Origin of the sequence: Algoriphagus sp. UBA3586 (genome assembly GCF_002376385.1) — a bacterium.
Taxonomy (GTDB): Bacteria; Bacteroidota; Bacteroidia; order Cytophagales; family Cyclobacteriaceae; genus Algoriphagus; species Algoriphagus ornithinivorans.
In genome coordinates, this window is record NZ_DFMT01000006.1 from 162,157 (window position 1) to 175,168 (window position 13,012).

A 13,012-nucleotide genomic window follows, 5' to 3' on the forward strand; every position below is an offset into this window, starting at 1 on the left:
AACATGAATTCAATTCATTATCAAGCTGTTCAAGGACTAAAGGAAAATTGGAAACAATTCAGTCTTTTAGTAGTCATAAATGCTTTGGTGGGAAGTATGATTGGCTTGGAACGCTCAATTTTTCCTGAATATGCATCCACCATTTTTGGAATTGAGTCAAACTCAGCTTTTCTGACATTTATCATAGTGTTCGGAATCAGTAAAGCTATTTCCAATTATTATGCGGGAAAATATGCCAATCGATTAGGGCGTAAGAATTTATTAGTCCTTGGATGGATAATCGTCCTACCCGTACCTTTGATTTTAGCTTTTACAGATTCATGGCTAATAGTCTTGTTAGCAAACCTATTACTTGGTGTGAGTCAGGGTTTAACCTGGAGTAGTACAGTCATTATGAAAATCGACTTAGTTGGGCCAAAAAATAGGGGCTTAGCGATGGGTTTGAATGAATTTGCGGGATATCTTGCAATTGGTATTACGGCCTATTTCACAGCTAATTTGGCATCAAACTTTGGAGTGAGACCTATTCCATTCTTAATAGGTTTTGGAATAGCTCTCCTAGGGCTATACCTTTCTTTCTTTTTTTTAAAAGACACTACTCGTTTTATCAGTGTAGAGAAAACCGATTCCAAAAAGGAAGAGAAGAATAACGTTTTTTGGAATACCACCTTCCGTAGTCCAAATTTATCTTCAATAACGCAGGCTGGATTAGTCAACAATCTCAATGACGGAATGATCTGGGGCTTGTTACCATTATTATTGATTCAAAAGGAATTTTCTTTAAATGAAATTGGAAAACTGATTGCTATTTATCCTTTGGTTTGGGGAATGGGCCAATTATTTTCAGGGAAAATAGCTGACATTATTTCAAAAAAATTCTTGATTGTTTTTGGGATGATTATTCAAGGGTTTGCAATAATAATTTTAGCATATTCAAATTCCTTTAGTCAATTTTCATTTATCTCTATTGTATTGGGAATTGGAACTGCCATAGTATATCCTACTTTTCTAGCTGCGATTTCAGACGAAACCCATCCGGAAGTCAGAGCGGAAAGTGTTGGGGTATTTCGACTTTGGAGAGATTTGGGCTATGCTTTTGGAGCAATTTTATCTGGATGGATCGCTGATAATTTTGGACTTGAATTAGCAATTGTCTCCGTAGGTATGTTGACAATAGCATCTGGAATAATCACTCAATTAAGAATGACTCGAGAGGCATTTTTCAGAAAAATTGAGATGAATAATTAAGTCATTCCAGGAAATTTTCATTCATAGTGATTTTATGCTTTAATTAGTGACATCACACCAAACCTTAAACAAAATGAAAAAACTGAAATCAATTTTCACCCTAGCCTTAGCGTTCAGCTTTTTAGCAGCAGTAACATTTACTTCTTGCGGTGGCAAGAAAGAGGAAAGAAGTGAAACAGAAACTGAACAGGTAGAAAGTGAGCACCCAGATGGAGGTGAGCATCCAGCAGGAGACAGCACAGAACATCCAGCAGGAGGTGAGCATCCAAGTAGTGACTCAACTTCTGAAAGCTAAAAATCAAAAAAGGCTATCGAATTCGATAGCCTTTATTTTTTAGGAATTTACTTTTCTTTGAAAGGTGAATTTGGATGGTGCCTTTACCTCTTTTCCATTGATCTCTAAATAGGGAAATGCAATGAAATTAATTGGCCCAGCATTAGGTCCTGGATTAACTTCCAAATCCCTACCTCTGCTTAACTCAATTCTATTGGCAGGGTGCCTTCCGAAATAATAAGTAGCTAAAGCAGTATATTTATTAGCTTCCGAAATATCAACTGGCCACCATTTCCCATCTGCATAAAACTCTGCCCAGCAGTGATAACCATCAATTCCACCTTCATTCCTATCCGAAGGAATAGATGCTCCAATAGCAAATCTTGCTGGTATATCTACTGATCTGGCCAAGGAGATGAAGAAGGAGTGGAATTCAGAGCAATTCCCGGTTTTTGAATCACAGGCGTAATTTGAGTCTCCATTGCCATAATCGCCAAATTTCATATAGCGCATATTGTCTATGATATAATCATATAAAGCTCTGGCTTGAATTAAATGAGACTCTTTCAGCTTTTCTCCCAAAACCTCCTTAGCGATCTCTTCAAACCTCCCTCCTTTTGGCATGAGTCTGTTCGAAGCTAAATACACCTTGGGGTCTGGAGCAGAAGCCTCATAAGGACCTTTTTCTTTCCTTTTTACCTCGTAGCTGATTTGGATTTCTTTACCGGAATCTTCTGGCTTTAATTCATAATAAAGCAAAGTATTGCCAAAAACCTTCTCTTCAATTTTTCTGGACTCTATATCAGATTTCGTCTCTAACAGTTTCACATCCTGAAAAGGGTCTGACTCAGGAACAGGAATCCACATCCGCGCAGGACCTTCCAAACTAGGAATTTGAACAGTATAATAGAATTCAAAATGATCAGTCCCTTCGACTACTCCTAACAGGTTATTGTTTGATTGTTCCAAAGCCACTCTATACCAAGTTTTATCTTCCTTATTTTGCTTCCAACTGTAAAAAGGTTTCCCATTCAACTTATGCACCGTGGTCTGAGTGACATTCATTGCCCCAGGCTTCCCTTCCATGAAGAAATCTACATCGTATACATCTCCACTTTCATCCACCAAGTCAACACAGGCAAAATGACTATCGGGGCCTAGGTTGGATAGGTATTCGGTATGTACCCGAACCAACTTCATTTTGAGATCATGATTTTCATCTTTTACCGGAAAAACTCCATCATTTTCACCTGTTTTGACTGCAATGAAGTCTTTTATTCCTTGTTCTATTTCAGGTATGGAAACAGCAGGACTTGAAGGACTTTCAGTTACTGTATCTTCCTCCTTGGGATTACAAAAGGTTAGGGCCAAAAGTCCTGAAACTAATACCGTTCTTGAAATTGCGAGAATATAACTTTTCATGCTTCTAAAATACACATACCGTTTCAAAAGGACTTCAAATACAGGAATAAAGAATATTTTTTACTTAATTGGATAAAACACCAGTAATACTATGAAACTATCCATTCTAAAAACCAGAATCTTATCTCTTTTGGCTTTACTCCTTTTTTGCGGGGTAATATTTATTTCATGCGGAGAAAAGAAGGAAGAGAAATCTGGAAACAATACCGAGCAAATAGAAAAGATGGAGAACCCTTTATAATCAACTTTTGATATACCTACGTAAGGTGGATTCCCAATTACTACATCAAAACCACCCTTTTCTCGCCATACTTCTGAGAAAAAGAGTTTAAAGTCAAAGTCAATTTTGTATCCTGCAAATTGTTCAGCAGAATCTAAGAGTTCTCTAATTTTAGAATTGATTTCCTTGCGTAGCGCTTTCTTCTTGGTTTCGTTGGTTTGGTTATAAAAATCTTCCTTTAATGCTTCTAATTGCTTTTCAACCTCCAAATTACGCATGGCAGTTTCAGGCATACCAATCAAAGAATTACCACAAACAATTTTATAGTCAAGGTTTGGTAGTGTTTCAATTGGATCTAAATCATCTTCATCTACCACTAAAGAGAGCCATAAACGCAAACGAGCAATGTCTATGGCAGATGCATCGATATCCACTCCATAAATGCTTTCCTGTATAATGTGGCGTTTCAATCGATAGATGTATCGGCTTTCGTTGATTTCTTGTTTAGCAGTATCAAAACCAAGTTTTACCAACTTTTCTTTTAAGTATTTATCATTAAAGTGTGGTTTTAATACCAACATGGCATTTACCAATTCGTGCAATAACCCTACAGGAAAAGCACCCGAACCAATGGCAGGATCGCAAATGCGCATTTCGGTCAATTTGGTATTGATCAGTTCCGCATGTTGGCGTATACTTTCAGGTAATTGGTATTTATAGGAAGAGGTTTCCTTACCTGCATTGGCAACTCGTTGATCGTTTTCCAAAGCAAAATGACCTTCTCGTATGTAGGTTTCAATATCTTCTTTGGGAACTGTAATTTTTCCTTTGTGTTCTAGCTCGATTTTAGCTTGTCCTTTTTTGTTGCTGCTGCCACCAAACATGTTGGTCTGGTCACTATCAATGGCTTGGTAACTTGAGGTTGCATCATTCAAAGCATTATCTAAATAATGAATCAAACTCTCCTGACACATATAGTGCACAATCTCTCTTGGGGTATAGAAAGCACCTTTGCTTTTACGTTCTGTAATTTCGAGCATATTCTCGAAAACCTTACCCAGCATTTCAGGATCAACAGCTACTTCTTTATCAAGTGGTTCGTCTTCCTTTATTGTAAAGTTGTAACGGTCAAACACATCCAAAGCTCCCGTGCCTATATCTCCAGCTTTGTTTTTCTCTTCATTTCTAAAAAGGGCAGTTGGAATGGAAATGTTGGCGTTTTGCCAATCGTATTCAGCTTCAAACAAACCGCCATTTAAGAAGGGAATGCGGCAATTAAATTTTTTGTAAAACGAATTATCGCTGTTTCGTTCTTTGGCCAAAGCCTCATAAAACAAGAATTGCAATTTGTCTTTGAAAAAGTTTACATTTTCACTTTGGGCTTGGTCAAATAAATTCTGAATAAAGCGTTTTTGTCCTTTTCCCCAAACTTGGTCTTTTGGTACACCTAACCAACCTTTTTTCTGCAAGAAATACAAGAATACAATCTGCCCTAACAGCTTTTTGGTAAATCGTGCATTATCAATGTTTGCTTTGACCAACTCGGATTTTATATGCTTATCATTTTCAAAATGCTCGAATAGTTTTACATAAAGGTCTTTGTATTGATTAAAGAATTCATCTGTAACCTTTTCAATACTAAAAGCACTTTCTAATTCTTCAACTGTAGGATTATTGGCTATATTCTGTAATAGAGGAAGTAACTGATTTTTGGCGGTATGGGCTTTTTCGTATTCACCTACTAAAAATGAATAACGTTTGGCAGGGGTAAACTCTTTTTTGGTTTTTACTTTTCCTTTTGTTTCATCTAGTTCAGATCGGTACTCTAGTTTTATGAATGAAAAACGCCAGTCAGCCCCTTCATCTTCTTTTGAATAAAAAGCGACCAAGGCATAGTCCTTTTCAAACTTGCTCAAATGCTTAATTACATAGTTTCGTAAAGCAGTACGAGCTCGTTCTAACTTAAGCACACTTTTAACTTCTACAATAAGCACATCTAATGCTTCACCTTCTGGGTCAACGTATTTGCCAATGCGCTTGTAGGTGTTAATGTGGTCTTTGTAATCGTCCCAAATGTAATTACCACTATAGGCATTGCTTTTGGGTTCAAGGTCGTTCAGTAAGTTTCTTGCAAAAAGCGTAAACTGCTCTTCACTAAACTGAGCATTGAACGTATCTTCTATTAGATTTATGGCTGCTTTTTTATCCATGTCTATTTAATAATGTAGCCAGAGAGAATGACTTCTCTTTTCTGAAATTTCTTGGCGTTGTTATTGCCTTCAATGGCAACTAAACGAATATGTTTTCTCAAAATGTTAAGTGTAACAATTGGGTCTAATGTTTTCTCCAATTCCTTCTTGATCAATTGAGCTGTTTTTTTTGCAATCGTGCCCTGCAAAAGCATTTCTTTTACGCCATTGATGAACTCATCATCAGTATCTGTAAAGCCTTTGAAGTTTTTAAATGAGCGGTCTTTCAAACGAGTTTCTATGTATTTGGCATTTGAGCGACCACCTGAGCCTTTAGTTGGTTCATCACCAATAGTCGTATCCAGTTCAAAACGAGTTTTATTGGTTTGCAGATAATGATAATAATCATTGGGGATTTGAGCACGTTTGGTTTTTGGATCGCACTCCAATTCATGCACCGCATCAAAGAAGGTAACTTCACTTGCTTTGCCTTCTTGGTTTAAATAGAATTTTTTGAGTTTACCGATTCTAAAGAAAGTCACTAAACGATCTGTTTCTATGATTTCTTTTTTAAATCCTGAACGAGCCTTTTTAGGCAAGTTTTTAATCTTTTCGAAAAGATCAGGATTATCATCCCGTATTTTTCGCATTAGTTCTAAATACTTCAATTCAGAATCGCCTTCTCCATCTTCTCCGGTATAGGCCTTTTTGCTGTTCAAAGTGTTGAACAATTCTTGGCTTCCAAATTCTTCTCCGTCACTCAAATATTTGGCATCTTCACCAAGAATATCATGGAACATTTGAATTTTATTGGTAATGTTCACTTCAAGACCTAAGTGCTCGTCCGATTGCGTAGTAGGAAAGAAGTTGAATATGTGAACTTTTGAAAATTTACTGCCCAGACGATTCACACGCCCTGCTCTTTGTAAAACACGAGTTGGGTTCCAAGGTAAATCATAATTAACCAAAACATTGGAACGATGAAGGTTAATACCTTCCGCTAATACATCTGTCGCAATCAATATTTTTAGATCTTTGGACTGCTCTTTAGCTTTCCTGTTAGGGTCATAATTTGCTGTAATCAAATCTCTAGAAATGACATGGTTGGAAGTAAGGGTGTCATTTGAATGACGACCACCTTTACTTGAATAAAACATCACCTGATTCGGGAATTCCTTTATTAGTGCTTCATAAATATAATCTCCCGTTTCTTTGGATTCCGTAAACACCACCAGCTTATTACTTTTAAGTGCCGTTGTGTTTTTTAAATCGTGAATAAACTGCTCTAACTTAGGATCCGAGTCGACTTTTTTCCATAGTTTTTGAACGCTTCTTAATATCTCTAAATCGAATTCAAGTTTGGCAACAAATTCTTTTTTGAAGTCTTTAGAATCGTATTTGTGCGCCTTTTCGTCATCCACAAAACCTTCCAATTTCTCAATATTATCACTTTCAATTAAATCGTAAACATCTACCTTTTTACTAATATAAATGGTGCCTGCATGATACATCTCGATGAACTTTTCATAGGATATAATGAAACGGTCAACACTTTGGCGGAATGCATAGAAACTACTTTCAAGTCTTTTTACTAAGATTCCTTTCATAAAGCCCCCAACATTTCGTTGTTGTTGCTTTTCAAATTCACTCAACGTTTTATTACCAATATAATAGAGTAAAGGAGTATAACGAGAATACGTGAATTGATGTAGTTTAAGAATTGTTTTTTTAAAAATTTCCTCTAATTCTCCTTCATATTCGTATACTATTTTTTGAGGATTATCCAAGTCAGGAAAGGTTAATCCTTGTTTTTTCATATCCCCTTGAAAGTAGGTCATAACATCAGAACGTGTTCTTCTAACCATTACGTAACGTAGGATGCCATTTCGAATATCCTCTGAAACCTCTTTAATTAACTTTTTATATTCTGGATCATCTTTTTCAAGTTTTGCTAGTTTGGTTCTAAGACTTGCAAAAAATTTTTCAAGATTTGGTACCCCAGGAATAGTCGAGTTTTTTGGAGCTTGAAATAGTTTCAGTTGAGCAAATATGTCATCTACTTTGTTGTTGAGAGGGGTTGCTGTCACAAGAATGACTTTTTTCCCTCTACATATGTCTAATAGATTGGCATAGGATTGCGTATTTTCATTTCTAAAACGATGCGCTTCATCCACTACAATATAATCGTATTTTTCAAGACCTTTTTTAATAATATATTCTAGTTTACCTAGAGATTCAACTTCGAAACTTCTAATTCCAAAATCAAACAAAGAATCCTTCCAATACTCTTTTAAAACAGGAGGACATACTACTAAAGTTCTACCTCTTAGTTGCTGTAAAAGAAGTGCAGTTATAAATGTTTTACCTAGTCCTACTACATCAGCAAGAAACACTCCGTTGTAGGTTTCTAGAATTTTTTTTGCTTGAATTGCTGCTTGGTTCTGGTATTTCAATTTCATAAATCCTTCCGGAAGGAATGGTTCGAATTGATCTTCTAGATTAATATCTTCCTCTAAATATTCATAGATAAGTTTAAGGTAAAGTTCATAGGGAAGAATTTGATCGTTCAACCAAGTTTTGGTGGTGATAGTATCAATAAAATCCTCCGAAATATCAACAGATTCTTTCCATAATGTATTGAATTGGTCTTCGGCAAAAAGAACATCTCTCTTGGATCTGAGTTCAACGTTGAATTCCCGGTTAGCAATGAATCCTGACTCAGAGAAATTGCTGGAGCCAGTAATTACAAATCCATAGTCCCTATCTTCTGGCTTAAACTTACCTATGTAAACCTTGGCATGAATATTCTTTGACGGATAAGCCCTGATTTCAAGTTTCTTTCCATTTCCGTTATATGCTTTGTCCATTTCTGGATCCAAACAATCGGCCTGTAGAAACTCTATAAACTTTCTAATCCCAATTTCTAATTTATTGTCATTTTCCTGGGTAGTCTCTATTTCAGACTTAAGATTTTCTCGATATTTCTTTTTTGTCCTTTGGTGAGATTCGAAATCAATAGCACCAATTTCTTGATGATATTGCATAATGTCGTACGAATCTCGGTCTACACTTAAACCAACGAGAATTCTTATTTTTTCAACTGGCTCAAGTGATTCGTACAATTGGTAAAAGCCACTTGCACGGAAGTAGCCTACGAGTACATCAAATAGTTGAGTGTCCTTGAGAGTCGATTTGAAACGGCTTAATAAACTGTGGCCATCTTCATTTGTGAAGAATGTCAAGTCTGTTTGGTCTATGTTATTTTTTATTTCGCTCATAAAGTCAAGTGCTATTAGAGTGATTTTAGGGTTTTTTCTAACCCAGCTTTAATAAATGTCAAATCACCCAATTCACTTAAGATTGTAGATTTAATAAATTCAACTTCTACTTCTTTTATTTCTAATTCAAGAGATGACGCCAGTATAGAAATCATTTCTTTCGAAGCAGTCCTTTCGTTTCTTTCTATCTTACTTAGAATGGAAGTGTCGATATCAAGTTCAGCTGCAATTTTCCGCAATGGAAGACCAAGCTCTTCTCTTCTTTTTCTTAAATACTCTCCAAAAGAATTCATTTTGTATATTTTATTTGGACGATTCTGTCAAATATAAGAATTCTTATTTTTTGGAAAGGTTTAAAATTATATTAGTTTTTAAAAAAAATCACAAGCTCTTAACTACTAATCCTCAGCCCATTCCCACTCCATTCCGTTGCTCTCCATTCTGGGCAATACGCTTCGTCCCACAATTCTTGGACACAATCCCCGCTTTTGACTTTCCATTCCGCTAACCCTTCCCGTCCCGATAGCTATCGGGACTAGGAAGGAACGCTTCATTATATGCCAAAACCGTGAATTAAGTCCGCTTGAACTCAAATTGATATTTAGTGTTTTATTCCGCATCAACAGGCTATTGAAATTTCACAATCTTGGGTTTTGACCCCCTGCCCGAACCGCCACCATTTCCCTTTTTTGACGGCGAAAAAACAACATTCATTCTTGCACGACGGCATAAACCAGGGGGCCCCTGCCCCACTTATTTATACGTCTTACCAAGCCTGAATATTGTAACCCAATAAGCAACAAAAAAGGTAACAGCGACGGCTCTGTGGGAAGTAAATCAAAACCGGAAACCATGAAATCATATCAAATCCTCAAATATGAAGCAGAACAAAAGTTAAAAAACAACAAAAAGGAAAACGCTCTAGGTGTAATAAGTAAATCGACTTTAAAAGCTGTTCGAAAGGTTCGGACAGGCGTAATAATTAATTCTAAATTTTTCAATTATGAGTAGTATCAAAAATTATGTGCATCTGTTAGGGAACATCGGGGATGACCCTAAAGTAACCGAACTAGACGGTGGTAAAAAAGTGGCTCGATTCTCATTGGCCACCAATGAAACCTACAAAGACCGAAAAGGAGAAAAGCAACAGCTAACGGACTGGCATACGGTCGTAGCTTGGGGCAAGACCGCTGAAATCATAGAAAAATATGCACACAAAGGCAAGCAAGTGGCCGTAGTCGGCAAACTCAAAAGCAGAACCTATACCGAACCCAAAGAAGGCAACGAAAGAAGGGTTACGGAAGTAGTGGCCGACGAAATTCTTCTATTGGGTAGTAAGACCGATAAGTAAAATTTAAAACAAAGAGGGCGACACCGTGGAAAGTTACGCCCTCTTTTTCATCGTCTAATCTTAATAATAAAACAATGAGAAACGAAGTTAATGAAATTCAAATAAGCTATTGCGAAAAATTAGGGGTACTCAATTCAGAACCTGCGAACTCCTCCGATAGGGTTGCCGAATTATTAAATCAAACATGGGATAAAAACACTATCGGACTTCATGAAACCTTTAAAGTGTTATTACTTAATAATGCCAATAAGGTCAAAGGCACCTTTCAAGCCTCCACCGGCGGATTGACCGGCACATTGGTAGATTTGAGAATACTCTTTGCGGTCGTACTCAAAACCCTTTCTACGGCTATTATTTTGGCGCACAATCATCCATCTGGAACGAACAAAGCAAGTGGTGCCGATATCGCATTGACCAAAAAAATAGAAAAGGCTGCCGAACTTTTTGACATTCGGGTTTTGGACCATCTAATCATCCTTCCTGATGGCAACTATTTTAGTTTTAGGGATAATGGGTTAATGAAAAATTAGAAGACCATGGATATACATATTGATATTCCTTTTCGTCTAAATTTCAATAATCTAGACCTTGAAACACAAGAAAAGCTCATGCAACAATCCAAGCACGAGGTAGAACACAAATTCGGTGAGGACTTGAAAAAGTATGCCGACGAAAACTACCTGGACTACGATTCGCTTTTGGAAGAAGAAGCCATTAAAAACCTCTATAACCACAAATTCAAGTTTACCATCTAAAATAACACCATTTAGATTAATACAAGGCAGCCTTTTCGGTTGCCTTTTTCATTTTAGTATTCCCATCATTTATATCCCAAACCTGAAAATTCCTTAAAAGTCATCATCATAAACTCTTAAAATTTTGAATATGAAATCCGCCTTACGAACTGCAAACTAATTTGGGATGAAGGCTGGATTTTTCTCCTGCGGAGTAAAAAGATTTCCATGTTAAAACCAAGAAAAAATGGCAAAAGTTTCAAGCTATATTTTTGACATAAGGTTGCTGCCTTTTAATGACGGCGCATACCCTATGCACAAGCTTGTTCCTAACGTTGTTAACGATGAGCATTTTATTTTTTCCTTCTTCAACTTTTCTGAGAAAATATGCTCTGATATCGGGATCATGATTGATAGCCGCCAAGGCACTCATATGCAAGTGTTTTTTAAGCGTTCTGTTAGCCATAGGATGTATTCTGGATTTTCTATGGATACTCGACCCAGAGGTATATTCAAAAGGCACTACACCGCTGTAGCAAGCCAGTTGTTTCGGGTTGTCATAGCGCGTAAAGAAGTTTGTGAATACGGTAAGGTGAAGTGCGGTAATCTGACCAATCCCAGTTACCGAAGTCACCAAGCCAACCGTTTTGTTAAGTTTGTCGTCAGAAAGAATCAGTTTTTTAATTTCAGCTTCAATACGTTTGATTTCATCCTCAAGGTTTTTGTTGATCCTTTTCAGGTTTTTCCTGGCAAGTTTCCCAATTTCGGGAGAGAAACGCTCAAGTTCATTGGGATATTTATTGATGTCAGCTCTAGTGTTGACGAGCTTTTTTCTAATCTTAAGCAGAATTTTCATTTTTTCAAGAACTTCAGCTATAGGTTTATAAAGTTCCAGTTCTCGGTAATTTTTGGATGCATAAAAGGCTATTCTTTTAGCATCAACTCTATCGTTTTTACCTCGGTGAAGACCAATGCTCTTGGTGATCTTTATAGGCATCTCAACGCAAAAGTGTGCTTGTTTTTCAACGAGCTTGGTAATAATAAGCTTTCCGTACACCCCAGTATGTTCCATGCATATCAGCGTGTTGTCCAAAGAAATTTTCTGATTTTTAAGAAGTCTAATAAAGGCGTTAGTCCCCTTTTTGGTATTTTCAAACACATAAGAGGCAGTCCTGTCATTTTCGATGATAGCGACGTCAAAGAACTTTTTCGATATGTCAATACCGATAAAGTAGCAAAAGTTTTGTCTGTTCATAATAGATAAGATTTTAGATAAATGACCAGTATCCAGATAACCATCGAACCCCTGATAATAGGTCTAAAAACCTGAATTTCCATCTGATGCCGGTCCGGAGATAACTGACAAGGGCTTTTATCAAATAAAGTATAAGCCCGAAGCTTTGAATAGCGTATAATTCGCCCCTATCAGTTTGGTCACAGTTTATTATTATGGGGAGTATTCCCCGATAGAAAGTTAACAATTACAGAAACTCACTAACATATAAATAATCCCTAAATAAAGCGTGTTCGCTAAACTAAGGGGGAAGAGCAAGAGGGTAACACGCTGGCGCGGCGTTACAAGCGTTTGATTCATTTCAATAGCTTGCCTATCAATTAGTTATACTAAAATCTGAAGGAGAATCGGGATTGGGCTTCCTGATTTTTGCGTCAAATCGTCTCGAAATGCCCATAAACAGGCAAGAATTTGCGGCAAATTGAAATAAAAAGTATCGATAGGATTGAAAACATTTAGCAACATACGTTTCAAAAAGGCGACCGCACTGAAGTTTCAAGAGTTTTCCAGAAAGTTCTTTAAAACCCATACCGAAGCACTACAAACCATGCTTGATTTTTTTCATTACAATGAAATTTCACCCTTGGAACGTTTTGGGCCCACCGCCAGAACCTTGGAGAACCTCATTAAAAAAAGATTCAACGCCATGGCAGCGATCATGAAGGAAATGGACAACCGAGGAATAACGCCTACCAAGGCCATGATGGAACTACTCTTCGAGCATGCTCCTCAACAGAACAAGCAGCAAAAATCCCCATCATCCAACAAACGAGATGCGCCCGTTAAGGATGATGCTTTCTTTAAATCGGCTTTTGAGACCATTGAACTGCAGAAAGAGAATACCGTAATGAAGCAAAATCTCGAACAGCTGCAGCAACAGTTTATGGAAACCTTAGAGAAGATTGAAGTAACTAAATCAAGTTTCGGCAAATCAAAATTGTATTTGAATATGAAGCTGGAAGATTATACTCAATTAAAAGAATCACTTAAAACAATCTGAGC

Annotated in this window: 11 protein-coding genes; 6 read left to right on the forward strand and 5 right to left on the reverse strand. The window is 37.0% G+C overall.

Annotation, left to right across the window (positions count from 1 at the left end; genetic code table 11):
• Nucleotides 1–3: 3 nt before the first annotated feature.
• Both B2906_RS01550 and B2906_RS01555 read left to right on the forward strand, forming a co-directional pair.
• The gene (locus B2906_RS01550; RefSeq protein ID WP_219958325.1) at nt 4–1,248 is read left to right on the forward strand and encodes an MFS transporter; all 1,245 of its coding nucleotides are present in this window, start codon (nt 4–6) and stop codon (nt 1,246–1,248) included.
• Nucleotides 1,249–1,321: 73 nt separating this feature from the next.
• Entirely contained in the window at nt 1,322–1,543 is a 222-nt protein-coding gene (locus B2906_RS01555) for a hypothetical protein (protein WP_219958324.1), read from the forward strand.
• Nucleotides 1,544–1,582: 39 nt separating this feature from the next.
• On the opposite strand, the gene B2906_RS01560 is transcribed toward B2906_RS01555, so the two are convergent.
• Genes B2906_RS01560 through B2906_RS01575 form a run of 4 tightly spaced genes read right to left on the reverse strand, consistent with a single transcriptional unit; the run spans nt 1,583 to nt 8,924 of the window.
• On the reverse strand, nt 1,583–2,944 hold the full coding sequence (locus B2906_RS01560) for a transglutaminase-like domain-containing protein (RefSeq protein WP_219958323.1): 1,362 nt from the start codon (nt 2,942–2,944) through the stop codon (nt 1,583–1,585).
• Nucleotides 2,945–3,004: 60 nt separating this feature from the next.
• Complete coding sequence (locus B2906_RS01565; protein ID WP_219958322.1) at nt 3,005–5,374, reverse strand: Eco57I restriction-modification methylase domain-containing protein; 2,370 nt, start codon at nt 5,372–5,374, stop codon at nt 3,005–3,007.
• A 2-nt stretch (nt 5,375–5,376) separates the two neighbouring features.
• Nucleotides 5,377–8,631, reverse strand: coding sequence for an SNF2-related protein (locus B2906_RS01570; protein ID WP_219958321.1), 3,255 nt, complete (start codon nt 8,629–8,631; stop codon nt 5,377–5,379).
• Nucleotides 8,632–8,645: 14 nt separating this feature from the next.
• Nucleotides 8,646–8,924 (reverse strand): helix-turn-helix domain-containing protein, encoded by a 279-nt coding sequence (locus B2906_RS01575; RefSeq protein ID WP_219958320.1) that lies wholly within the window; start codon nt 8,922–8,924, stop codon nt 8,646–8,648.
• Between the two features lie 710 nt (nt 8,925–9,634).
• Here B2906_RS01575 and B2906_RS01580 point away from each other — a divergent pair.
• The 3 genes from B2906_RS01580 to B2906_RS01590 all read left to right on the forward strand — a co-directional run bounded on the left by B2906_RS01580 (nt 9,635) and on the right by B2906_RS01590 (nt 10,737).
• Complete coding sequence (locus B2906_RS01580; protein WP_219958319.1) at nt 9,635–9,982, forward strand: single-stranded DNA-binding protein; 348 nt, start codon at nt 9,635–9,637, stop codon at nt 9,980–9,982.
• Between the two features lie 74 nt (nt 9,983–10,056).
• On the forward strand, nt 10,057–10,512 hold the full coding sequence (locus B2906_RS01585) for a JAB domain-containing protein (RefSeq protein ID WP_219958318.1): 456 nt from the start codon (nt 10,057–10,059) through the stop codon (nt 10,510–10,512).
• 6 nt (nt 10,513–10,518) lie between these two features.
• Nucleotides 10,519–10,737 (forward strand): hypothetical protein, encoded by a 219-nt coding sequence (locus B2906_RS01590; protein ID WP_219958317.1) that lies wholly within the window; start codon nt 10,519–10,521, stop codon nt 10,735–10,737.
• Between the two features lie 238 nt (nt 10,738–10,975).
• On the opposite strand, the gene B2906_RS01595 is transcribed toward B2906_RS01590, so the two are convergent.
• Complete coding sequence (locus B2906_RS01595) at nt 10,976–11,971, reverse strand: IS110 family transposase (protein ID WP_219958316.1); 996 nt, start codon at nt 11,969–11,971, stop codon at nt 10,976–10,978.
• Nucleotides 11,972–12,455: 484 nt separating this feature from the next.
• Here B2906_RS01595 and B2906_RS01600 point away from each other — a divergent pair, with 484 nt between their 5' ends.
• Nucleotides 12,456–13,010: a BfmA/BtgA family mobilization protein gene (locus tag B2906_RS01600; RefSeq protein ID WP_286935374.1), complete on the forward strand. Its 555-nt coding sequence runs from the start codon at nt 12,456–12,458 to the stop codon at nt 13,008–13,010.
• Nucleotides 13,011–13,012: the final 2 nt, after the last annotated feature.